Origin of the sequence: Arcanobacterium urinimassiliense, assembly GCF_900119495.1 — a bacterium.
In the GTDB taxonomy this organism is placed as follows: Bacteria; Actinomycetota; Actinomycetes; order Actinomycetales; family Actinomycetaceae; genus Arcanobacterium_A; species Arcanobacterium_A urinimassiliense.
The window spans coordinates 1,170,717-1,194,666 of record NZ_LT632435.1 but is presented as its reverse complement, the minus strand read 5'-3'; the positions used below and the strand labels follow the sequence as shown (position 1 = coordinate 1,194,666).

The following is a 23,950-nucleotide window of genomic DNA, read 5'->3' as shown; positions in this document are numbered from 1 at the left end:
AGCAGGAAATAAGGCGGGTGCCGAAGCGGATAATTTCCGCTTCGGCACCCGCCGGTTCCGGTTCTTTTTAAACCGGAGATATTGATTTTTACTTCACTTCAAAAGCACGGCTAGTACCGGTGTAAGGAGTAATTATTCCCTTCCAATTCTTCCAATCACCGTTTTGCACTAGTCGATAAGTGCCCGGATGGGTGTTGGGGTTAATTCTCCATTCAACAGTGGTAATAGAGCGGCTCGCTCCATCGCGCTGCCAGTGGTAGGAAGTATCCCAATCGTGATCATCTAGGTAATCTTTCCAGTTACCGTTTTCTAGCTTCTGTACTTTCGTAAAGCTATCCATTGTGCGGTAGTTATTCTTCGGGTGGGCGCCACGGAACTTCGCAATCGCCGTTTCGCCGCCTTGATAACTTTCATTTGGCTCTTGGAGTACTTGCCCGAAGGTTTCGCCATTCTTAGTGTCATCGCGTACTACGCCGGGGCGCTGTGCGAATAGCTTAGTATTAGGAATCTTCGGGAGAGCTTCGTCGGTGACTTGCTTTCCATCCAGCATGGCATTGGCAAGATAGCTTATTTCTTGCTTCGTGCCGGCGAGCTGGTAAGGGCCAAATTCGGTAGAAGCACCTTCGTAGTTTTGCTTAGCGTATTCGGCGCGAGTGGCCATATATCCGGCATAGGCATTCGCTGGGCTGGAAAGAATTACTTTCTTTACGCCGTCCGCTTTCATAATGTCGAGCGTCATTTCTTGTAGATGCCGCGCCGGCATAGTTGCTACTTCAAAGGGGATAGCAATGATAGCTACTTCGCCAATACGGAGTACCTGGAAGGGGAGCTGCTTGGGGCTCCATCCCAGCTTTCCATCTGCAATAAGAATAGGCTTTTCCGCTTGGCACGGATCTTTGCCGAGGGAAATAACTTTTCCGATTCCGCGGATTAAAGATCCTACGAAGCTTTGATCTACTTTCATATTGCGGTCGAATACGTCGAAATTGTCATTCGTCATTCCCTCGTATACGCCGGGGAAATCTGATGGACCATTTTCAGCACCTGGAGCGAAAGAATAACCACGGGCAGAGGTGCAGAGCTTCTGCTCGCCGTCCCCGTCAGTAAATTCTGGAGCTACCGTCCGGCCAGGCATCGTTATATAGCGAGCTCGTGCATCTAAATCGCCTTGTAAGCGCGTGCCGCCAGATTGGAAGAGTTCCCACGCCTTTTCAAATTGTGGCCCGCCGGCTTTCTCGGCATTTACGAAATCATTGGCATCGCCTTCAAATCCGGGAGAAGAGTAAGAATTACCAGCTACTGCTACCACATCTCCCAATGAGGAATTGGCGAAGGCAGCTACGAAAGCCTGTGGGTCTTTGGGGTCGCTCCCCATCTTCTGTTCGAAGAGATACTGGGCGTAGCCCTTATTATCTGCAGAAACGTGCGTCTGCTTTAAAGAGAAAGAAGTGGGGTGCACGCCGAACCAGTTGATGACGCCAAGCGGCTTTCCATCTTTTGCGCTAAGAGAAAGCTGCTCCATATCTTCTCGTACGTTGGTATCGTACTTGGAAGCATCGGGGTTATTTGCGTATGCTTCTGCAGAACGATTCTTCGCCACTCCGGAAAGTTTCCCTTGCTGGAAATCAATATGGCCGGGCTGGAGATTATTATGTGCTCGCTCAATAGCGGCCACAATTCCATTCACCATGGTGTCTACAATGCGCTGATCGTAGTTGAATCCAGCTCCGTCATTACCAGCAATCCGGTAGAGCTGATCAGTGGCCATACCAGAATTTCCCACGTGGGTGTGGGTAGCAGTAATCATTACGTTTTGGCTGGTGTAAAGATCACCGTACTTATCTTTTAAGCGGTCCAGTACGGCCAATCTAATATTGGAAAATATTGCCCCCGTATCTACGGATACCATGGCAATACGTTTCGTGGAATTGAGGTCACCTACGATAAAGGCGTGAGCGTAAAGACGCCCATTTAGACCATTCATTTCCTGGCCAGCTGCATAACCGAAAGATCCAGTCTCAGCTACAGCGCCAGTTACATCATAAATGCCAGCTCCTACCAGATAATCGGCATCAGCTGGAGCCGCACTGGCAAGGGGAGCGGCTGTGAAAGCAAGGACGGAGAGTGCGATGGTAGCCAAACCGGCTCCCAACTTCCGCGCGATAGATGATTTAGCCATATAACTACTCCTCATTGAGTATTTTGTTTTGGGGGTATTCCAGCAGCTTTGCATTATTGCTAATGACGCCGAAGCTAAAAGCTAAGATGGGATACCCAAGAAAAGAGTGGGTACACAGATTTCTATTTAGTACTATACATCACAGAAAAAATAGATAAGAGGTTTCGCAATAAAAAATGGAAATTTGTAAAAGTTTACAGTAAATCTCGGGCATCAGCAGAAAAGTTGCTGATGCCCGAGAAAAGTGAAAACAGCGAAAGTAATTTGTGGATTAATTTCTTTCCGAAGAATTCTGCAGCTTTACCAGTGGCTGTGGATCGGGTAGATCGCGTACCTTATGCAAAATCGCGAAAGAAATAAACAGAATGCAGATATAAGGAATACCGGCAATCCAAGCTACTGGCATAAGTTTCAAAAGGGTAATAAAGATGGCAGCGGAAGCCACAATTACCACAATATTTATTACCGGCGCACCCCGCAGGAAGGCTGGGGGGCGCTCGTCGTCAGTATGCTGCTGTTTCCAGTGAGCCCGGAAGCGCAGATGGGTAAGCATAATTACTACCCAGTTAATTAGAATTCCCACGGTAGCGCAGCCATAGAGATACATGAAGGCTTTATCGGGGGAGAGGATAGAAAGTGCCGAGGCAATTACGAAGCAGATAGTGGCAATGATTACGGCCCCGCGCGGCGCGCCTTGCTTCGAAGTATAAGCGGCGAAATGCGGAGCCATGCCGTCGGTAGCTAAAGAATGGATCATGCGCGAAGCGGCATAGAGGCAGCCATTTGCGGCGCTGAGTGCGGCTACGATTAAAATCGCATTCATAATATGCCCAGCGATTGGGATACCTACCAGTTCCAGTACTACTACGAAAGGCGAAGAATCGGCATTACCTGAGGCAGCTACGGTCGCCGTCCAGGGCTGTAGCGTCACTATCACGAAGGTAGCCAATACGTAGAAAATCAGGAGTCTCCAAATCATGGTTGAGGTGGCGCGCGGAATATCTCTTTCCGGATGTTCACTCTCAGCAGCGGATACCGAAACATTTTCGATGCCACCGAAGCTGAATACGGCCATGCAGGCAGCCAGGAGTATTCCCGTCACTCCCATGGGGGCGAATCCGCCGTGTGCGCTGAGATTGGAGAACCCGATTGCGCCGTGCGGGCTAGGCCAGCCGAAGAAAATTACTGATAAACCAAGCAAAATGAATACTACAATTGCCGTCACTTTAATCATGGAAAACCAGTACTCGGAGCTGCCGTAGAGGCGTACTGTGGCCATGTTCAGCCCGATAATGAAGAGCGAACAAAGTACCGTGCCTAGTCCGAGCGAGAGATTTGGAAACCAATGCTGCAGATAGGTGGCGGTGGCAGTAACTTCGGCGCCGACGGCGGTAAGCCAGGTGACGGAGAAGTTCCAGCGGGCGATATAGCCGCCCAGTTTTCCTAGGTGTTCGGCGGCAATAGCTCCATGCCCACCTGGTACGGGGTGCACAGATACCATTTCCGCCAAGGCAAAAACAACGGTGAGAGCTAGAGATCCAGCCAGTACATAAGAAATGATAGTGGCTGGGCCGGCAAAGGAGATAGTAGATCCGGAACCCAAAAAGAGTCCGGTCCCCAGTGCGCCGGAAAGCGCGATCATAGCAACTTGTGGACTTGTTAAGCGCCGCTTTAAATGCGTGCTTCTAGATTTTTCCGTCATTTTTCTCTCCAATTGATATATACAATTGCGGTATAGGCGGGGGAAATTAGGGTAATCTCCACCCAAAATACCTATATCTGTTCAGTTTATTGGTAGGAGAGCTTTAAAAGAGCAAGAAAATAAAAAATGGGATATGTATCTCCTTGTGCTCACAAAGCACAGGCAGAACTTTCACACCAGCAAAACGTTCAAATAGACAGAACTTTCAAGTGGGCAGAGAAATAAAAAGAAGGCCTCTACGAGACCTTCTCTTTATGGTTATCAAGTATTTCTGCTAGATATTGCGCGTAACCTTACCTGCTTTTAGGCAAGAGGTGCAGACGTTCAGCCGCTTGGGAGTGCCATCTACTAATGCGCGAACCCGCTGAATATTCGGATTCCAACGACGATTGGTGCGCACGTGGGAATGCGAGACGCTCTTGCCGAAACGCGGACCTTTACCGCATACTTCACAAACAGCAGCCACGATTATCTCCTCCATCGTTTGGGCACAGGCCCATATAAGAATTGCAACTAAAGAATCATAACTTAAAAACTGCTCTGAATCCAAGGCGATAGCAGTGGGATAGGGCACTTTGCGGAGAGAGGGTATGCTGGAGAGTATGGAAAGCCAGAAAAAACTTGCGCCCGCAGGAGCGCCTGCCTCAGCTCTGCCCGCAGAAGACTACACCTTGCTTTCCACTCCTTTGGAAAGGCTCATCGGGAGGCGCTCGGCAAAAGCCTTAGAAAAACTGCAGCTATATACGGCCGAAGATTTGCTTTTCCACGTGCCTTTCCGCTTCGCGAAACGCGGCGAACTTTTGCCAATTGAGGCAGTGCGGGAGGGGGAAGACGTCACCGTAGTAGCAAAAGTGGTAGAAGCTAATATACGCCCTATGCGGGCCCGCCGCGGCTTTATTTTGCGCATGGTAATTAGCGATGGTGCACACGATCTCGGGCTGACTTTCTTTGCAAAAAATTCGCGACCTCTGAATTTTCACTTAATGCAATTACCAGTGGGGGCGCGTGCCGTCTTTTCTGGCACTATTTCCACTTATCGGGGGGCTCTACAGCTAAATCACCCGGAATATCAAGTACTGAAAGCTAGTGAAGATGCAGCTGCTGCTCATTTTGACCAGCCAATTCCTATTTACCACGCCACTGCAAAAGTGCCTTCGTGGAAAATAGAGAAAGCCGTAAAAACGATTTGGCCCCTTTTTAATCCGCAGCAGTTTCCAGATCCGCTTCCAGAAACTTATCGGCGGCAGCATGAATTGCCAGATCGTTATACAGCTTTACGGCAGCTGCATTGCCCCGATTCGGAAAATTCCTTAGCGTCGGCGCGCCGGCGTATGAAACATGAAGAAGCGCTGATACTGCAAACCGTCCTGGCGCGGCGAAAAGTGCAGGCACAGGGGCAGGCGGCTCCGGAATGCCCGCTGCGCTCGGAGGGATTAGCTGCGCAACTACTTTCGGAACTGCCTTTTGCGCTTACGCCGGGGCAGGTGCAAGCAGGAGTAGAAATTGCGGCAGATATGCACTCTGCTACTCCCATGCGTCGGCTTCTGCAAGGCGATGTCGGATCGGGAAAGACGGTAGTGGCGTTACGGGCAATGCTGCAGGCAATCGATAATGGTAAACAGGCAGTATTATTGGCTCCCACTGAAGTATTGGCCTACCAGCACGCCGCTAGCCTGTATCGGTTGCTTGGCGATTTGGCTTCTGCTCGTTATCACCCTTGGGATGGAGAAAAACGCGCCGACTGGGAGCGTGAGTTACATATTGAGGTATTGAGCAGTTCTCTGAGTATGAAGGAAAAAAGGGCTGCTTTAGGGAGAATCGCCAGCGGGCAAGCGCAGTTAATAGTGGGCACACATGCGCTTTTACAAGAGCGGGTGCAGATCCCCGATTTAGCTTTATTAGTTATAGATGAACAGCATCGCTTTGGCGTAAATCAACGAGCAAAATTGGCAGCTGGGGTGCATATGCTGGTAATGACGGCTACGCCGATTCCACGCACTATCGCTATGACCACTTTTGGTGATTTAGAAATATCAACGCTTCCCGATTTACCAGCCGGCCGCCCCGAAATAAGTACCTTCTTGGTGCCTTATTGGGATAACGCTTTAGCTGAACGAGTATGGGAGCGGGCACAAGAAGAAATTGCGGCGGGAGGAAGAGTGTATGTAGTTTGCCCGCGTATTTCCGCATATACGGCAGAAACAGCTGCGGAAGGAGAGCTTTTTGCCGAAGCAGGGGAAGCAAGGGGGTCGGCGGAATCAGGGGGAGTGCCAGTTATCGATTCAGTAGGTGATACCTTGTTACCGGCCTTTGCGGAAAACTCAGAAAACTCAGAAAACTCAGAAAAACCATTGCATACGGTGGAAGACGTCTACCAAATGCTGCAAGCACGCTCGGGCTTCGCCACCTCTAATTTGGGAATACTGCACGGGCAACTGAGTAGTGAAGAAAAAGATGCCGCCATGGCTGATTTTGCCGCCGGGCGTACTCCGCTTTTAGTTTGTACCACAGTGGTGGAGGTGGGGATTGACGTACCCGAAGCGACCATGATGGTGATTATGGACGCGGAAAGATTTGGACTTTCCCAACTTCATCAGCTGCGCGGGCGAATTGGGCGCGGAAAAAAAGATTCCCTTTGTATAGCCCTGCATCAATCTCCGCCGGGCACTTTTGCATTTGCTCGTTTAACTGCTTTTGCGGCCACGCGAGATGGGTTTCAACTGGCAGAAAAAGATTTAGAATTGCGCGCAGAAGGTAATGTGTTGGGAGCGCGGCAATCGGGAAAGCAGACAGCGCTGCGTTTTTTGAGTGCACTACAGGATGTCGATATTATAGCGGCAGCAAAAGAAACTGCTCTGCAGCTAGTGGAGGCAGAAAGCACTGAAAGTGCCGAAAGCTGCCCAGAGTTATGGCGCTTAGTGGCGGAGGCAGAGCAAGCTGCCGAAGTGGATTATTTGGAAAAGAGCTGAAATGACGCGCATCGTATCGGGTACAGCTAAAGGAAGAAAATTAAAAGTGCCGAAAGCAGGTACTCGCCCCACTTCGGAGCGAGCTCGGGAAGGTATTTTTTCGCGGCTAGAGCATTATGGCTATATCAAAGGATGCTGCATACTAGATCTCTATTCAGGCTCGGGAGCTCTGGGGCTGGAAGCGCTTTCCCGGGGAGCTGCGCGCGTCATATGTGTAGAAGCAGCTTCGGCTGCTGTGCAAATAATAAAAGAAAATCGCCGTTCTTGCGATCTTCCTGTGGAGGTAGTTGCCCAGAAAGTACAGAGTTATTTACAGCAGGAAGATTTACCTAAGTTTGATCTAATTATGCTCGATCCTCCTTATGCTTTAGAAGAATCCAAGCTAACTGCTGATTTAGAGCTATGTGCTATGCATTTGGCGGAAGATGGAATGATTCTGGTGGAAAGAAGCAAAAAATCTCCTGAACCGGGCTGGCCGGCTGGAATTTTTCTCGATGATTGTAGAAAATGGGGAGATACCCGGGTGTGGAGTGCCGTGCGCGGGGAAAATCCAAGTATGCTAAATACATGAGTATTGCGGTATGCCCAGGATCTTACGATCCCATCACCTACGGCCATATTGACGTAGTAGAGCGCGCGCTTGGTATGTTTGACGAAGTAATCGTGGCAGTAGCCCGAAATTCGCAGAAGAAATATCTTTTCAGCGCTGATGAGCGGTTAAAGATGGCACAGGAAGTAATGGCTCCGCTGCAGCGGGTACGAGTAGAGATAGCGGAAGGTCTGATTGCTGATTTCGCAAAAGCACATCAGGCAGCCGCTATAGTGAAAGGGTTGCGAGGAGCGGCAGATTACGACGGCGAGCAGGCGATGTCGCTATTGAATCGGCATCTATCGGGCATAGAAACGGTATTTATTATTGGAGATCCCAATCTAGCTCATATCGCTTCTTCTTTTGTAAAAGATATCGCTTTTTATGGCGGGAAAATCGATGATCTGGTGCCAGGCGCCGTAGCCAGTGCACTGAAAGAGAAAGTCAGGAAAAATGCAGGAAAATAATCCAGAAGTAGAAAAATCTGAATCCGGAGCTTCGCTATTAGAAGTATTAGAAGAAGCTACCACTCTGGTAGATGAGGCAAAATCGATGCCTCTTTCTGCCTCAGTATTAATCAATAAAGAAGAAATGCTCGATCTTTTAGAAACTGCTCGCGCTATTGTGCCGGCGCAAATAGTGGAAGCAGATTCAGTATTGCAAGATGTAGAGCGGGTATCGGATGAGGCGCAGGAAGCAGCTAACCGCGTCACTGCGCATGCTAAGAAAAAGGCACAAGAGATTGTGGCGGAAGCACGGGAGCAGGCTTCGCGCCTAGTGGCTCAGGATTCCATCACCGTGAGTGCTAAATCGCAGAGCACGAAGATAATAGATGAAGCAAAATCGCGCGCGGCAAAAATAAAGCGCGGCGCCGATAAGTATTCTGCCGATACTCTCAGCGCCCTTGCTGAGCAGCTACAAGGCGTACAAGAATATCTCGCGCAGATACAAGCGCAAATCGCGGCCGGTCAAGAAATGTTGGCTGAGCGGGAGCAAGGAGCTCAGGCTGAAGAAGATGCAGAATAATTCACCTTTTATAGTTTATTTAGCCGATATTGCGGCGGCTGCTGGCGGCATTTTCTCTTATCAAAAAGTTCTGCCTATTTCGGAGGAGATTTCGCTAGATTTAGTGGAAATTCCTGCTGGCACCCCGTTAGAAATTGATTTGCAGTTGCAGCTCATATCGGAAGGCGTGCTAGTACAGGGAAGTATAAAGGTGGAGGCGCGCGGCAAATGCGCTCGCTGCCTAGATCCTTTGCAGATTTTCCTCGACGAACGAGTCTCAGAAGTAATTTTCACTCCGGAAGAAATTGCCCGGCTCCTTGCCGAAGGAGATAGTGAAGCACAAGATTTCCCAGCAATTCAAGATGGGCAAGTAGATTTGGAGCCGCTACTGCACGATGTAGTGGTGCTTGCTCTGCCACTCCGCCCGCTGTGCCGAAGAGATTGCCCAGGGCTTTGCCCTGGCTGCGGAGAGAAATGGGACGACTTGCCCGATTCTCACCACCACGAAGTGCTAGATCCGCGTTTTGCGGTTCTTGAGGAGCTACGTGCGCAGCTGCAAGCAGAAGAGGCGAAAGAAACGGATTCTGAAGATAATGCATAATTCCGACCGCACTCTGCTCCTGGAAAAATGGGGAGCAGATATTGATCCGCAGTTACTGGAGATTGCTCTTACGCATCGTTCTTGGGCGTATGAGAATGAAACTGAGCATAACGAGCGTCTTGAGTTTCTCGGAGATTCAATACTGGGCTTTATTGCTGCAGATCGGATTTTTTCTGACTATCCGCAGAGCTCAGAAGGGGATATGTCGAAGATAAAATCGGCCAGTGTATCGGAAAAAGCTTTGGCTGAGATTGCGCGCAGTCTCGATTTAGGTGCTTATATGCGCCTTGGAAAGGGAGAAGAAAAAAGCGGCGGTCGGGAAAAAGATTCGCTGCTTTCCGATACGGTGGAGGCGCTAATTGCCGCTACCTATAAAACGCAAGGAATGGATGTCACCCGCGCGGTAGTGGAAAAACATCTCGTGGCGCAGATTGCGCAGGCGCGCGAAATGGGGCCAGCACTAGATTGGCGCACTGCGGTCGATGAATTAATTCGCGAATTGGGAATTAGCGAAGAAGTGAGTTATCGAATCGAAGCGAGCGGTCCCGATCATGCCAAACGCTACACTGCCTATGTGCTCTTGCACGGATTAGAGTGGGGAAAAGGACAGGAAACATCGCAAAAGGCAGCTAAACTGACTGCTTGCCGGGATGCGTATGCGCATTTTCTAGCTGGAGAGCCTTTGGGGAATTCACGAAACGATGCCCTACTTGCGGAGCACGGAGTAGATATGCTTACTCCAATGCGGGAAGCTGCTCGGCAGTGGCAGGCACGCCAGCGGAAGGCAGCAAAGTAAAATGCCAGAGTTGCCAGAAGTGGAAACGATTCGGCGCGGGCTGCTTCCACATGTGCTCAACAAAAAAATTGTGCGAGCGGAAGAATTTCATAAGCGCGTAGCACGGAAATCGCCTGCTGGTCTGCAAGAATTAGCAGGAAAACGCATAAAAGAGGTGGCGCGGCGCGGAAAATTTCTCTGGTTTGTATTAGAGGAAGAAAACCAGCCCGAAAAGGAAGCTTTAGTGGCGCATCTCGGGATGTCGGGGCAATTTCGGATAAATAGTGCTCCTAGCCCACATCGGCGTGCCGCTCTGCACTTAGAAGATGGCACGCGGCTTGATTTCATTGATCAGCGCACTTTCGGTTATTTACTTCCCGATATTTTAATTCCTACTTTTGATGAGAAAGCGGGAGGATGCGGCACAGATTTAGCTTTTATTCCTCGCAGCGCGGCTCATATTGCCCGCGACGCACTAGACCCGGCAGTAGATATTTCCGCTTGTGTAGAGCGGGTAAAAAACCGGAAAATTTCGATAAAAGCTCTGCTTCTGGAGCAGAATTGTATCTCTGGAATTGGCAATATCTATGCCGATGAAGCCCTCTATGCCGCACAGATCTATGCGGGCACGGCAGTTGATAAGCTCGCGGCGGCGAAAATAATTATGCTTTATCAGCAGGCACAAGAAGTAATGCGCGCGGCGATAGCAGCTGGTGGCACTTCTTTTGACGCGCTCTATGTGCACGTAAATGGCGAATCCGGTTATTTTTCGCGTTCTTTGCAGGCTTATGGCCGCGCTGGGCAGCCTTGCGCGCGATGTGGCACACTTTTAGTAAGAGAAAAAATTTCCGGACGATCTTCGTACTACTGCCCACAATGCCAAAGGCCAAGATGAGAGGAGAAATCTATGAAGAACAAATTGATTAATGTGATGATTATCGATGACCACGAAGTGGTAAGACGCGGAATAGCGGAAGTCATAGACCGCTCTGAAGGGCTAAATGTGGTGGCAGAAGCCGGTACTGTAAGTGAAGCTTTGCGTCGGGCGGAGCTTATGCAGCCGGAAGTAGCATTAATTGATTTACGTCTGCCGGATGGAACCGGGCTAGATATTATCGAGCAGCTGCGTGAATATTCTCCGCATACACAATGCATTGTGCTCACTTCTTTTGATGACGACGACGCCGTAGCTGAATCCCTCGAAGCGGGCGCAAAAGCTTTTCTGCTTAAGACGGTGCGCGGGGCAGAAATTACGGATGTAATTAAAGCAGTAGCAGATGGGCGGGTCTTATTAGATGAACGCACTGTGACGCGCCGGCGGGCTGACCATGACGATCCAACCGCTGATTTAACTCCTTCCGAGCGGAAAGTACTCAATTTGATTGGGGAAGGGCTCTCTAATCGAGAAATTGGGGAGAAACTCGGAGTGGCAGAAAAAACCGTGAAGAACCATATTACTTCGTTGCTGTCGAAAATGGGGATGGAGCGCCGTACCCAAGTGGCGGCCTGGGTAGCTGGGCAACGGGCTTCTGGTTGGCGCCAACAATAACTCTGATTACAGTTGTAATTTAACGCATTGATTATGCGCTATTGACTAGTGCCCGGAGCGGCTGGTTCTAACTTTATATAGCTTTATTAAGCGAGTGGCACTTGCCAGTAAGTGCGCGTACCCCGGGTGCCATCGCGGCGCGGGCCAATCGTGAAACTGCCATGATGCCGCCGGGCGCGGGCTGCTAAATTAGCCAATCCAGAACGGCGAGCTGCCGCCGCAGTAATACCCACGCCGTCATCTAGTACTTGTACCTCTATCTGCTGGGCATCTACATTAATCTCTACTATTACTGAGGCAGCGTGGGCGTGGCGAGCCACATTGGAAAGACCTTCTCGTACTACTGCCGTCACATCGTCGGCAATATCAGCTCCGATTAAATCGTCGATAGTGGTGTAATCAAAATCTGCCGGTGGTATTTCGCCATCCTTTCGGATAATTAGCGAGGGAGCGAATCCCAGTGACTGCAGTGAAAGAGTAGTTTCATGTTGGAGACGTTCGAGCAGTGCCGCCGCCGGAGAATCATCGCGCAGCGAACGCACTATTTTTCGAATCTGCGTCACCGATTCGTCTAAAGCCCATATGGCATTATCTAGAGCGTTCTTTACTTCTGGGCTGGCATTGGCATCTAAATCTTCTTTTACTGCCGTAATATGCATGCCGGAAGCAAAAAGTTGCTGAATAGCTAAATCGTGTAAATCGCGGGCGATGCGGGCGCGCTCATCTAGCTCCAAAGCCATTTCTTGTGCGTGGCGAGCCTGTACTAGTTCCATCGCGAAAGCGGCTTGTTGGGCCACATTTTCCGCCATAGTTAAATCATGCAAATCAAATTCTGCAGCCTTTAGATGCCGCAACAGGATAATTACTCCGCGCCCTACTCCTTTCGATACCAGTGGAGCATAGAGCGCCGGGCCATATTCCCGCATTAAGGGAATACGCACAGTAGTTAGACGCTGCATAGAGTCTATTACGAGCCCATTTTGCTCTCGAATCACCGTCTGGGCGCGCCCATCCGGAGGAAAATTGAGGCCGCGGAATTTTTCACTTCCCGCTCCAGCCACTATTTCACACATCCAATTATTCTTTATAGACGGCAGAATCATCAACGCCACATCGGCGCGGGCAGCTATGCGCATTTCCTCCGTAATTACCTGTAGAGATTCTTCTTCTTCGGTACCTTCGAGAAGGGAGGAAACGATATTTTGCGAAGCAGCTAGCCAGCGGGCGCGATTTTGCGAAGCTGTGTAGAGATAGGAATTTTGTACGGCGATAGATGCGGCATGAGCCAGCATCTCCATCTTGGTGGCGTCGTCTTTCGTGAATCCACCCGGTTTATCGGTCAGATATAGCCGCCCCCATACTTGCTCATTTACCGGTACTATTACGCCTAAAAAGTTTTCCATATGGGGATGGTGCTTAGGATATCCAGCGGCGCGGGGGTGATGCGGCAAATCATTTATAATGAGTGCTCCTTGGGCGGGAATCTCAGCTATTATTCCTAGCCCCGCAGGTGGAGAGCCGATTTTGCTGGCATGCGTTGCGTCTAAACCGGAAAAGAAAAACTCTACGGTATCTCCGTGGGCATCGAGTACTCCTAAGGCGCTGTAGTGCGCTCCAGTGAGTTCACGGGCAGTATCGACGAAGAATTTCATCGCCTCGGGTCGCTCTAATTTTCCGGTTAATTCTAGCGCCTTGGCCAGCAGCTCGGTAAGAAAAGAATTATCAGGCATCTATTTACTCCTGTTCTGCAGACCAGCGGTAAATTGGGAGTTGCTGCATTACTTCTTTGTGGGTGCCTCGGGCTAGTATCCGTGCCGGATGTTCACCTAAAACTATCACTTCATCAGCGGCATCGAGTGGATGTAGACGATGCGTAACCAATATTACCCCGCGTTGTTTGGCGGGAATAGAAGAGATTTTTTTGTTTTCCTCGGAGGTATCAGTGGCTGTGGCTGTTGATTCTACTTCGGCAGAAGCAAGCATTTGCGGAGAGAGAGGAGGATTTCCGGCAGCTAGTAAATCGCGAATCAACTTATCTGCCGTTGCAGAATCGAGATGCTCGCCGGGCTCATCGAGGAGGAAGAAATCTGCTGGAGACGCGAAAGCGCGCGCCAGTAAAATGCGGCGGCGTTCTCCGCCGGAAAGAGTGCGAGAATTTTCGCCCAGCACCGTCTCTACTCCTTCCGGTAATTGTGCTAGCCATTCTCCTAAGCCGGCCGCTTCCAGGAGTTCTACGGCTTCTTCCGGAGTAATATCGGCGCGTGCTACGCGGAGATTCTCCAGCACTGAAGTGTGGAAAATATGGGCATCTTCCGCTGTGAGTGTTACTTTATCGGCTACGGTAGTGCGTTCCAGGGCCGCGATATCGGCTCCCGATATTTCTACTACGCCTTGATGAGGGCGAATCATCCCGGCCAAGGTGTAGAGCAGGGTAGATTTGCCGATTCCCGAAGCTCCGACTATAGCAATAGTTTTCCCAGGCACGAGGCGCAGATTTAGCTTTTCGCTAAGATCGGGGCCGCTAGGCCACCCCAGTACAATATCTTTTGCCTCTAAAAGGGGAGTATTTGTAAGAGGAGTACTTGTAACCGGAGTTGTAGGTGTGGAAGTTGCGGCTTCGGAAGTTACGGGTGTGGAAGACATGGGGGTGGAAGGTGCAGGCGAGTGTAATTCGGTAGCTACCTCATCATTGGCGGAATTTGTAGCAGTATTTTTGCCGGTATCTAGCAGTTCGGTAATGCGCAGGGCGGCGCGGGCAGAGCGCACTAGTTGAATAGCGGCATCTGGCAATCTTTGAGTGGATTCAAAGGCGGAAAGGGGCGTGAGGGTGCAAACTACTAACCCCACCGCAGATAAATTGCCGTTTAATACTTGCCCACTGCCAATTAAAATAGCGGCAATTACGGAGATTCCTAAAGCGAATACATCTATGGCGCTGGCAAAAGCAGTAGAAAAAGCAGCTTTATTTCGGTTTTGCTGAATCAATTTTTCGGTTTTTTGCTGCGCTGCTTCTAAGTGTGAAAGTTTGCCGCTTACCCGCAATTCACTAGCTGATTCGAGAAGTGTGAGAGCTTCTATATTTAGCTGACTGCGTTCCTTTACCTGGTTTATTTCGGCTCTGCGTGCGCTGCGAGCGGCAAAATACGGGCCAGCCAAGCCAGATAGTAATAAACAAAAAGCCAATACTAGACCGATAGGTAAGCAGAGAGCGCTCACAATTGCAATAGAAATAAGCGAAGTTACCACAGCGATAGCAGCGGGAAGTAGCGATTTCACCACTACCTGCCCGATTTCATCTACATCCGAGCCTGTGCGCGCCAGCAGATCTCCGCGGCGGATTGAAGCAACTACATCGGTTGGAGAATCAGCTAGTTGGCTATATACCTGGGTGCGGAGTGCCGCCATGCCGTTGAGAGATACACGGTGGGAGGAAATGCGTTCCAGGTAACGAAAAATAGCTTTTCCTACTCCGAAAGCGCGCACAGAAGTGGCAGCAATAGAAAGATCGAGTACCGGGGGAAGTTGGGCAGCGCGCGCAATTAGCCAAGCCGAGACGGCACCTAGTCCCACACCAGAGCCAATAGCTCCGGATCCTAAGACTATAGAAAGTCCAAAGCGTTTTTTATCGATCTCCAGCATATGCAATATCCGGCGGAGGGCGGCCCGCTCAGCGGGCGGAAATATAGATTCAGTCATTATTTCCTCCGGTCTTTTTTCCCCACGAAGTGGGCAGTGCATAGTCATATTTTTGCATTTCCCGATGTGCTTTAGTGGCAGCATCTTCTGCCTGTTGTTTCTGTAGAGCAATCTCTGTGGAAATATCGCGAGTACCGGATTCAATATCAATCACGGTATCTGCTAATTTAGCTAGCGCGGCGCGGTGTGCGATTACGATTACCGTATGCCCGCGCGCTTTCAGGAATTGCAGCGCATTTGCCACGTACTCTTCACTAACTGCATCTAGATGAGCAGAAGGTTCGTCTAAAATTATTATTTGTTTTTCCGAGATAAGCGCGCGCGTGAGGGCGAGGCGCTGGCGTTGGCCGACAGAAAGCCCCACTCCGCCTTGCCCGACCTTAGTATTCCAACCGGCGGGAAGAGAGTGAATCACCTCTAAAAAGCCGGTGAGTTTTGCGGCTTCTAAGAGGGGGAGATTGTGTTCGGGATCAGTTACCTCTAAATTTTCGCTAATAGTGCCCGGCACCAACACAGGTTGCTGCGGCACCCACGAGATATTTTTCCACCACCAATTTTTATCAATCTGGGAAAGTGGAATATCGTCGATAAAGACGGTGCCGTTATCTGGGGAAAGTAGCCCTAGAAGGACCTGCACAGTGGTGCTTTTACCAGCTCCGCTTGGCCCACGCAAGACGGTAATTTTTCGGGGGCTGATTGTTCCACTCAGGTTAGATGGAGCTACCGTAGCGCGCCCAGGAGCGTAGACGCTTAAGTCTTCTAAGCGTATTACCGTATTTTTTAAGTCTAAATCTACTGGTGAATCAGAGCTTAGTTCAGAGATATTTTGTGCAGAAGCAGCGGAATTTAAAGTCGGATTCGCCGTAGCTGGAGATAGAAGTTTAGCGGACGGTAACTGCGCATCCGCCGGCAACGGGGTATCTGCTGGCAAGGGCGTTTCTAAAATAGCGAAGGCTTGCTTTGCGGCGGCCATGCCGTTTGATGAAGCATGGAATTGGGTACCTACTTCGCGGAGGGGCTTGAATACTTCGGGAGTGAGCATAATCAGTACTAATCCTTCAAAAAGCATTAGTTGCCCGGCCACCATTCGGAATCCTACTTCCACTGCCACTATGGCGGTGGAAAGGGTGGTGAGGAATTCGAGAGCAGCTCCAGAAAGAAAAGCTACATAGAGAGTCTGCATAGTTTTTTCGGTAAAAGCTTTCCCAAGTTTATATACCCGCTTCTGTGGGCCTTTTTCGCGCCCGACCGCTTTCAAAGTAGCTAAACCTGCTAGTAAATCTAGCAACTGCGCTCCTAGCTTCTGCATAGCGCGAAGCCGCTGCCCCGAGTAGCTAGCGGTCATTTTCCCAATCAAGATCATGAAAAGTGGTATGAGCGGAATACAAAGCACTACAGCTAAAGCTGATACCCAGTCGATAGCCAGCATAACTACTATTAGTACCGGAGAAGCAGTGACGCAGAGAAATAATTGGGGAAGGAAAGAGACAAAGTAAGCCTCTAAATCGTCTAAACCGCGAGTAGCTAGGGTGACTACGCGCGTAGTATTTCCTTGGGAAAGCCAGCGCTCGCCTAGATTTGCAGCGTGACGCAATACCTGGGTGCGGAAAGTGCTTATTACTTGTAAAGCAGCTCGATGTCCGACGCTGCTGCGCAGATATTGGAGAGCGGTACGGAGTAAAAAGATTAACGCCAACCAGAGTAGTAATGGAATAATATCTGCCCGGTTAGCTGTGCCATAAAAAATGGGGGAGAGTGCCGCGGCAATGAGAATAGTTTGTATTGCTATAAGTAGCGTCATTATGAATCCCAGCAGCACTAAAAAAGCAATATAGCGCCGGGCGCTGTGGGCGTATTTTAAGAGACGAGCATCAAAAGGTTTCACTACCAAACTTTCCTAAAGAATTTGTAAGTGATTATAGGTGGATAAAATACGAAGTAAAAGGTGGAGGGCCATGTGACCCTCCACCTTCTACATTTTTATAGCTTTAATTTAAGCCTGCGTGGAAGCAAATTCTCGCACCTCGGTAGGATGTAGTCCGGCAAATTCGTCCGGAATATTCTGTACCGAAATACGCTTGGTGAATATGCTATAAGCCCAAGCAGTGTAGCCAAGTACGATTGGCACGAAAATTACTGCGGCAATAAGCATTACCGTATGGGTAGGAGCAGTAGCGGAAGCCTGTACCAAAGTGAGGTTATAGGCTTCGTTAATGCTCGACTTCAGAGCGTTGGCCCCGAAAGTCAAGAATATGAAGGCTACTGCACCGGCTAGTGCTCCGAAGTGTACGAAGAAAGCGCCTTTCTCGTTACCCATCCAGGTGAGAACCACTGCGCCAATAAGCAGTACCGCAGTGAGCAGGAGCGGAATCCAAGCCCAGATACTAGCGGAGTATGCAAATTGTGCCCAGAGTGCCCAGATAGCGGTTATTGCGGTGGAGAAGATAGAAGTCTTCTTCGCCAGAGCAATTGCCCGAGTCCGGATATCTCCTTGCGTCTTCAAAGCAATCCAGAGAGCTCCATGGTTAAGGAAGAGGCTGCACACTACCACGCCACCGACAATGGTAAAAGGCGTGAGGAGGGAGAAAAATCCACCGGTGAGGAAGTGCTGTGCTCCGTCGAGCAGGGCAGCATCTACATTTTCGGGAGCAGCGGCGATAAATTCGCCATCTACGTAGTTTCCTACTTGAATCTGCATTCCTTGTACTAAATTAGCGAAAGCTACGCCCCAGAGTATCGATACGATCCAAGCTGAACCGGTATGCAGGTTATCCCATACAGCACGCCAGCGCGCTGAATTAATCTTGCCACGCCATTCAATTGCGCATATGCGCACAATCAGCATGACCAGTACTAGTACGAGTGCTAAGTACATTCCGGAGAACATAGTGGCGTACCACTCGGGGAAAGCGGCGAAGGTGGCACCGCCTGCGGTGAGGAGGAATACTTCGTTTCCATCCCAGTGCGGTCCAATTGAATTGAGCAATGCCCGCTTTTCTTTTGCATCTTTTGGCAAAATATTGAGGAGCATGCCGGTGCCGAAGCCGAAGCCTTCCAGCGTCACATATCCCGCCCAGAGGACGATGATAAGGATAAACCAAATGATTTGTAAGATTGAAAGTTCCATTATGATTTCCTAACCTGCATTCCTCAGTAGACGAAACTCAGCTTGGCATCTTCCGCATCTACATCAATAGTTTCTACTGATATTTCTGCGCGCGGATTGATGCCCTCTACTACATAGCGCTTTACCAGTAAGAACCAGACGATACCGAGCGCCAAGTAAAGGAGAGTGAAAATGATTAACGAAGCCAGCAGTTCAATGCTGAGTACGTTCTGCGATACACCATAGTCAGTAAGTTGATTAATTAACTGCGTAGGCGGAGTGCTTTCCATGGGCTGGGCTTGGAAATTCGGATATACCACCCAAGGTTGGCGACCCATTTCCGCGAGAATCCAGCCGAATGTAGAAGCGAGATAGGGGAAAGGAATCGTCCATACGAAAAGCTTTGCTAAACCCTGGGAATCAGGTAGCTTATCTTTTCGCAGTACGAAGAGCCCTAGCAACGCTAGCAGAGTCGAAGCAAAGCCCAGCCCCATCATGATTCGGAACGAGTAGAACGAGATGAAAGGATTGGGAAGATAGTTTTGATCTGCTCCGTAGGTATCGGCAAAGTACTCTTGGAACTGCTTATTAATATCGTCAGCTCCGGTGATCTGCGATTCAGGGCCACTGAAGTGGTTGGTGACCATAAAGGATTCTAAGCCCGGAATCGGCAAAGTGATTACTGAATCCGCATTGAGCTCTGTGCCCTTCATAATTAAGCCGAGTGGCGCCGATTCTTCGGTCTGGGAGATTCCCATTGCGGCAATCATCTTCGTGGGCTGAGCCTTATAAATATGCTGCCCCATGAAATGCCCGGTAGTGATGACGAGTAGTGCGCCAATCAGCATAGCAATGAAACCGAATCGAGCGGCAGGCTTCCAGTACTCGAGAGCTTCGGCTTTGTCGCCAGCCTTTACTCTCCGCACTAGCCACCACATGGACACTCCAGCAATTAGTGAGCCAGCGAGTAATAAGGAAGCGGTGAAAGTATGTGCAAAGGCGTACATCGACGTGGGGGAGAAAATCACATCTAAGAAGCCGGTGGCGCCGTCAAGTTCGGCCCGCCCCGTCTCCGGATTAAAGATGGCTCCCACTGGATTCTGCATAAAGGAATTTGCGGCCAGAATAAAGAGGGCCGATACATTCGTGCCGATGGCGAAGAGCCATACCGAGGCAGTGTGTACTTTCGGCGATACGCGCCCCCGACCGAAAATCCAGACGCCCAAGAAAGTGGACTCTAGGAAGAAGGCAAGCAGAGCTTCGAAAGCGAGGGGGGCTCCGAAAATATCTCCTACGTAGCGGGAGTATTCCGACCAACCCATACCAAATTGAAACTCTTGCACAATACCGGTGGCCACGCCGAGTGCGAAGTTAATTATTAAAATTTTGCCAAAGAACTCAGTGATTTTTAGCCATTTAGCTTCACCACTCTTGAGCCACTTGGTCTGCATTATTGCCACTAGCAGGGAAAGACCTATGGTCAGCGGTACCAAAATAAAATGGTAGACCGTGGTAATTCCAAACTGCCACCTGGCAAGGTCTAGAGCTTCCACCTCGATTACCTTTCGTCAGACGTATAAATTTACAGCTATGAATAGGCGCCGGCATTGGCTCCCCGAAACGGGTGCTATGCCAGCGGAGCCGGATAATGCGAAAATCTAAAGGCTGTGGGACCTAAGGCACTGTAACGCCGTGTATGCCAGAGCCAGTATTTTTTCGGGAAAAATCCGTTCAACTGCGTTGTTATCTACTTTCGAAGTAAAAACTTACGCGTTGAATACTATTCTCGTAACCTATTATTACACTTATTCTTTAGAAAAAATCCCGCGGCAGGCACTAAGTAGGCAGGAAAACTATTTTTGCAAGGAAAGTCTTTCATAATTAGGTGGCTAAGTAAGGAAAAATGCTTACTTATTCTGATTTTACTTATTTTTTAATAGTGAGGGTGGCTCGATATTTTTAGCTAAGTGAGCGGTACTTTATCGATAGGGGAAGTTGGCTAAATAAATAGGAAATTGCGAGGTAAGTGAGTAGCTCCACAAGCGATTTTGAGATAGTCAGCTTTGCTATGGTGGTTGGAGAGCGGAAGCGTGCTAAAGTAGCATTAGGCAATTTGAGCGAGCATCAGCTTAAAATTTTCCTTACCTGAGCGCCGCGGTTTGTACTGCGTAGCTGCCGGAGGGAAATGCCCCCATAGACTTTTGCAGCCGAAGTGGTTGCGGGAAAAATTGCTTCGCTAGTGGTCAGATGCAGGCGGCTACGGAGCAGGGAAAGTACCTTTTAAATGGTTGCTGATAAGAAATCAGAAGAAAAATTAAATAACACTGCAGAAAAGCGCCGGCGGCGCAATGTGAAAAAGTTGAATGCCGATATTACTTTTTCGGCAGGGCTCAGCGAGATGCCGGCGGAAAAAGAGTCAAAGCCGGTAAAGCCAGTGCAGAAAGCAGCTCCTCTCACCACTTTGCTCTTCCAAGAGCCAGACGTTACGAAAGTGGCAGAAGCGCGGAGAGTGCGCCGGCAGAAGAGCCAAGAAAAAGCGGACGCTGCTGGCGAAGATTTTTCGAGTGCTGTAGAAGATAATTCGGAAGCATTGGTAGAAGAGCCGGCTGCTACTTCGCGGCGTTCTCGGCGTGGATCGCGTGGGGGTACTCGCAGTAAACGGCGCCGCGGCACAGAAATAGTGGAAAACGAGAATACGCCCGAAGATTTAGAAAATAGTGCAGAAGAAGACAGCGTAGATAAGGGGCAGCGCGGAGCAACATCTAAAGGTGCTGGTTCGAGAAGCTCCAAGCGAGCAGAAGCGAAAGCGGAAGCTGCCGAGATAGACGCAGCAGCGGGTGGAACAGAAAAAGCGGCAAAAACTTCCGGAGAGAGTGCTGCTAGTGGCGAGAATGATGAAGAAAATTCTCCCAAAGTGCGCCTGCGCCGGCGGCGGAGTGGGAATAAAGCTGGAGCAGAAGATGAGGTCACCGCTCCGCGTGGTTCTACTCGATTGGAAGCGAAAAAGTTGCGGCGGAAGAAGAAGCGCGCGGCAGGGAAACGGCACTATGCCGTATCTGAATCGGAATTCTTGGCGCGGCGCGAATCAGTGCAGCGGGAGATGCTCATCCAAGAGCGGGATGGCTTAAATCAGATTGCTGTAATCGAAGATGGAGTGCTAGTAGAGCATTTCGTGGCCCGGCATACCCAAACTTCTATGGTTGGAAACGTCTATTTAGGGCGAGTACAGAATGTATTGCCCTCTATGGAAGCTGCTTTCGTGGATATAGGTAAAGGCCGCAATGCGGTGCTCTATGCCGGAGAAGTGAATTGGGAAGCTACCGGAATCAAGGGGCAGCCGCGCAAAATTGAAGATGCACTTAAATCTGGTGATCCGGTATTGGTACAGGTCACGAAAGATCCAATCGGCCATAAAGGGGCTCGATTGACGGCGCAGATTACCTTGGCGGGGCGGCACTTAGTATTGGTGCCGAATGGCAATATGACGGGAATTTCGCGCAAACTTCCCGAAAAAGAGCGCACGCGGTTGAAGCGAATTTTGAAGAAGATAGTGCCGGAAGAGTACGGAGTAATTGTCCGCACGGCGGCAGAAGGAGCCACAGAAGAGCAGCTTACAAGTGATATTGAAAGACTGCTGAAGAAGTGGAAAGATATCTCGGCTAAGTCTAAGAGCTCGAAGAATGCGCCGTCACTATTAAAAGCGGAGCCCGAATTAGCTGTGCGGGTAGTGCGCGATGTATTTAATGAAGATTTCGCTTCCCTCACAGTTTCTGGGGAAAATACTTGGAAAACTGTAAAAGAATATGTAGAAGAGCTTTCGCCTGAGTTGGAAGAGCGCCTCATAAAAGCCGATAAAGACGCAGATATTTTCCACAAATATCGGGTTGATGAGCAGTTGCAGAAAGCTTTTGATCGAATCGTATTTTTGCCTTCTGGCGGTTCCTTAGTAATAGATCGAACTGAAGCTATGACGGTGATTGACGTAAATACCGGTAAGTTTACTGGTTCGGGGGGCACCTTAGAAGAAACCGTAACTAAGAACAACCTGGAAGCTGCAGAAGAAATTGTGCGGCAGCTGCGTTTGCGCGATATTGGCGGAATCATAGTCATTGATTTCATCGATATGATTATGGAAGAAAACCGGGATTTAGTGCTGCGGAGATTGATCGAATGCCTGGGGCGCGATCGCACTCGGCACCAGGTAGCGGAAGTTACTTCCCTAGGATTGGTGCAGATGACGCGGAAACGGGTCGGGCAAGGCCTAGTGGAAGCTTTCTCGACGGTCTGTACTGCTTGTGCGGGGCGTGGCTATATTAGCCATGACCATCCGATTGAAAAAGGCGAAGAGAATAGCGAAGAAAATAAAGCTACTTTGGGCGGAAAGGTGCATAAAGCTCCCGAGAAAGAAGACCCAAAGCAGGCAGAGGTGAAGGCAGCTTTAGCCAATATTGCTGCGGCGGCAGCCCAGAAACATGAGCAGGAAGCAGAAGAAGAGTCAGAAGAGACAGAAAAATCGGTAGAAAAACCGGTAGGAAACTCGATGGAAGATTCTGCGGAGCAGCAGCTTAAGGCGGAAAAAGCAGCTAAGGCGAGAGGGCGAGAAGCGGCGAAAGAGTCGCGTAAAGCGCGGGCGCCGAAAGAAACTGCGCCGAAAGATGCGAAGAAAAATACGCAGAAGAATGTAAAGAAAGCTGCGCAAAAAGTTGCTCCGGCAGCTGAAGCGGCGGCGCCCGCTGCAGAAGAAAATGGGCATCGCCGGGTCAGCTCTGCGGGTACTATTACCCCTGTTTCCGCTGATTCTTTTACTATTATGAGTTTCCCAGTCGAAAAGAACTAGGAAAAACTAAAGAAAAATAGGGAAGAAATGGCGGCGAAACAGATAAGAAAAAGGCACCTGATTCCAGAGTGTGGTGATTGTCGCGATTTCTCCACTTGTTAGTGGTGGCGAGATTTTAGTAGAGTGATGTGTCGGCGCATTTATGCGCTAAGAATTTTCAGGGTGAATGTGTAAAGCATTCATAATCAAATCGACAGAGATGAGCAGAACGTGGTTTACGCGATTGTAAAGGCGGGCGGACACCAGGAGAAGGTGTCTGTAGGTTCGATTCTTTTAGTGAATCAACTAGAGGGCGAAGCCGGCGATAAGGTAGAGCTGGAGCCGATAATGCTCGTGGACGGCGAAAAGATCACCACTGCTGCAGAAGGAATTACCGCTAAGGTAACTGCAGAGATTCTCGGGGCGGCAAAAGGTCCGAAGATTAATATCGTCAAGTACAAGAATAAGACGGGCTATCGGAAGCGCATGGGGCATCGCCAAGCATTGACGCGCCTGCAAGTCACCGCTATTAAGTGATCTGATTCTCCGGAATTTTCGTTAACGAGCTTTTAACTCTAAGGGAGCAGGATAAAATGGCACATAAGAAAGGCGCTAGTTCTACTAGCAATGGTCGCGATTCTAACGCCCAACGTTTAGGAATTAAGCGTTTCGGCGGTCAGATGGTAAATGCAGGAGAAATCCTCGTGCGTCAGCGTGGCACTAAGTACCATCCAGGTGCCAATGTGGGTCGTGGTAAAGACGATACGCTCTTTGCGCTGGCAGAAGGTACCGTAGAATTTGGAGTTCGGCGGAACCGGAAGACCATCAGCATCGTACCGAACGCCTAGGAGCAGTAGGCGCCGATTCACGGTAATAATATTTTAGGAAGGGCGGAGAGCTTTAATCTCCGTCCTTCTTGTATATCCTAGAGATAGCTATTAATTCGGAAGACGAGAAAATACT

At 49.7% G+C, this 23,950-nt stretch carries 19 protein-coding genes; 11 read left to right on the top strand and 8 right to left on the bottom strand.

Features of this window, described 5'->3' with window-relative positions; genetic code table 11:
• Positions 1 to 88 precede the first annotated feature (88 nt).
• The 3 genes from BQ7117_RS05415 to rpmB form a co-directional block, all read right to left on the bottom strand.
• Positions 89 to 2,179: a neutral/alkaline non-lysosomal ceramidase N-terminal domain-containing protein gene (locus BQ7117_RS05415; protein ID WP_084789928.1), complete on the bottom strand. Its 2,091-nt coding sequence runs from the start codon at positions 2,177 to 2,179 to the stop codon at positions 89 to 91.
• Positions 2,180 to 2,450: 271 nt separating this feature from the next.
• The gene (locus BQ7117_RS05410; protein WP_073996548.1) at positions 2,451 to 3,881 is read right to left on the bottom strand and encodes an amino acid permease; all 1,431 of its coding nucleotides are present in this window, start codon (positions 3,879 to 3,881) and stop codon (positions 2,451 to 2,453) included.
• A gap of 274 nt (positions 3,882 to 4,155) precedes the next feature.
• Complete coding sequence (gene rpmB, locus BQ7117_RS05405) at positions 4,156 to 4,347, bottom strand: 50S ribosomal protein L28 (protein ID WP_073997009.1); 192 nt, start codon at positions 4,345 to 4,347, stop codon at positions 4,156 to 4,158.
• 124 nt (positions 4,348 to 4,471) lie between these two features.
• Between rpmB and BQ7117_RS05400 the strand changes: the two genes are divergently transcribed.
• From BQ7117_RS05400 to BQ7117_RS05365, 8 genes are read left to right on the top strand one after another with little or no spacing between them, the layout of a single operon-like run.
• Positions 4,472 to 6,850 (top strand): ATP-dependent DNA helicase RecG, encoded by a 2,379-nt coding sequence (locus tag BQ7117_RS05400; RefSeq protein WP_084789926.1) that lies wholly within the window; start codon positions 4,472 to 4,474, stop codon positions 6,848 to 6,850.
• Between the two features lies 1 nt (position 6,851).
• Positions 6,852 to 7,421: a 16S rRNA (guanine(966)-N(2))-methyltransferase RsmD gene (rsmD, locus tag BQ7117_RS05395; protein ID WP_073996547.1), complete on the top strand. Its 570-nt coding sequence runs from the start codon at positions 6,852 to 6,854 to the stop codon at positions 7,419 to 7,421.
• Positions 7,418 to 7,906, top strand: coding sequence for a pantetheine-phosphate adenylyltransferase (gene coaD / locus BQ7117_RS05390; protein ID WP_073996546.1), 489 nt, complete (start codon positions 7,418 to 7,420; stop codon positions 7,904 to 7,906). Before rsmD ends, coaD begins: the two co-directional genes overlap by 4 nt.
• Complete coding sequence (locus tag BQ7117_RS05385; protein ID WP_073996545.1) at positions 7,893 to 8,465, top strand: hypothetical protein; 573 nt, start codon at positions 7,893 to 7,895, stop codon at positions 8,463 to 8,465. Before coaD ends, BQ7117_RS05385 begins: the two co-directional genes overlap by 14 nt.
• Positions 8,455 to 9,045 (top strand): YceD family protein, encoded by a 591-nt coding sequence (locus BQ7117_RS05380; protein WP_073996544.1) that lies wholly within the window; start codon positions 8,455 to 8,457, stop codon positions 9,043 to 9,045. The genes BQ7117_RS05385 and BQ7117_RS05380 overlap by 11 nt, the downstream gene beginning before the upstream one ends.
• Entirely contained in the window at positions 9,038 to 9,841 is an 804-nt protein-coding gene (gene rnc, locus BQ7117_RS05375) for a ribonuclease III (RefSeq protein WP_073996543.1), read from the top strand. The genes BQ7117_RS05380 and rnc overlap by 8 nt, the downstream gene beginning before the upstream one ends.
• 1 nt (position 9,842) lies before the next feature.
• Positions 9,843 to 10,715: a bifunctional DNA-formamidopyrimidine glycosylase/DNA-(apurinic or apyrimidinic site) lyase gene (gene mutM / locus BQ7117_RS05370; RefSeq protein WP_073996542.1), complete on the top strand. Its 873-nt coding sequence runs from the start codon at positions 9,843 to 9,845 to the stop codon at positions 10,713 to 10,715.
• Between the two features lie 36 nt (positions 10,716 to 10,751).
• Positions 10,752 to 11,369, top strand: a complete 618-nt coding sequence (locus tag BQ7117_RS05365; RefSeq protein ID WP_073997007.1) for a response regulator — start codon at positions 10,752 to 10,754, stop codon at positions 11,367 to 11,369.
• A gap of 86 nt (positions 11,370 to 11,455) precedes the next feature.
• Here BQ7117_RS05365 and BQ7117_RS05360 read toward each other — a convergent pair whose 3' ends face one another.
• From BQ7117_RS05360 to BQ7117_RS05340, 5 genes are all read right to left on the bottom strand, one after another.
• Positions 11,456 to 13,099: a sensor histidine kinase gene (locus BQ7117_RS05360; protein WP_073996541.1), complete on the bottom strand. Its 1,644-nt coding sequence runs from the start codon at positions 13,097 to 13,099 to the stop codon at positions 11,456 to 11,458.
• Positions 13,100 to 13,103: 4 nt separating this feature from the next.
• Positions 13,104 to 15,065, bottom strand: coding sequence for a thiol reductant ABC exporter subunit CydC (gene cydC / locus BQ7117_RS05355; protein WP_073996540.1), 1,962 nt, complete (start codon positions 15,063 to 15,065; stop codon positions 13,104 to 13,106).
• On the bottom strand, positions 15,058 to 16,950 hold the full coding sequence (gene cydD / locus BQ7117_RS05350) for a thiol reductant ABC exporter subunit CydD (RefSeq protein ID WP_073996539.1): 1,893 nt from the start codon (positions 16,948 to 16,950) through the stop codon (positions 15,058 to 15,060). The genes cydC and cydD overlap by 8 nt, the downstream gene beginning before the upstream one ends.
• Positions 16,951 to 17,058: 108 nt before the next feature.
• The gene (gene cydB, locus BQ7117_RS05345) at positions 17,059 to 18,192 is read right to left on the bottom strand and encodes a cytochrome d ubiquinol oxidase subunit II (RefSeq protein WP_073996538.1); all 1,134 of its coding nucleotides are present in this window, start codon (positions 18,190 to 18,192) and stop codon (positions 17,059 to 17,061) included.
• A 23-nt stretch (positions 18,193 to 18,215) separates the two neighbouring features.
• A complete protein-coding gene (locus BQ7117_RS05340) occupies positions 18,216 to 19,724 on the bottom strand; it encodes a cytochrome ubiquinol oxidase subunit I (RefSeq protein WP_084789923.1) in 1,509 nt (502 codons plus the stop codon).
• Between the two features lie 731 nt (positions 19,725 to 20,455).
• Here BQ7117_RS05340 and BQ7117_RS05335 point away from each other — a divergent pair.
• From BQ7117_RS05335 to rpmA, 3 genes are all read left to right on the top strand, one after another.
• The gene (locus BQ7117_RS05335; protein WP_073996536.1) at positions 20,456 to 23,008 is read left to right on the top strand and encodes an Rne/Rng family ribonuclease; all 2,553 of its coding nucleotides are present in this window, start codon (positions 20,456 to 20,458) and stop codon (positions 23,006 to 23,008) included.
• Between the two features lie 210 nt (positions 23,009 to 23,218).
• The gene (gene rplU, locus BQ7117_RS05330) at positions 23,219 to 23,524 is read left to right on the top strand and encodes a 50S ribosomal protein L21 (protein ID WP_073996535.1); all 306 of its coding nucleotides are present in this window, start codon (positions 23,219 to 23,221) and stop codon (positions 23,522 to 23,524) included.
• Between the two features lie 56 nt (positions 23,525 to 23,580).
• On the top strand, positions 23,581 to 23,835 hold the full coding sequence (gene rpmA, locus BQ7117_RS05325) for a 50S ribosomal protein L27 (protein ID WP_073996534.1): 255 nt from the start codon (positions 23,581 to 23,583) through the stop codon (positions 23,833 to 23,835).
• The last annotated feature ends 115 nt before the right edge of the window (positions 23,836 to 23,950 follow it).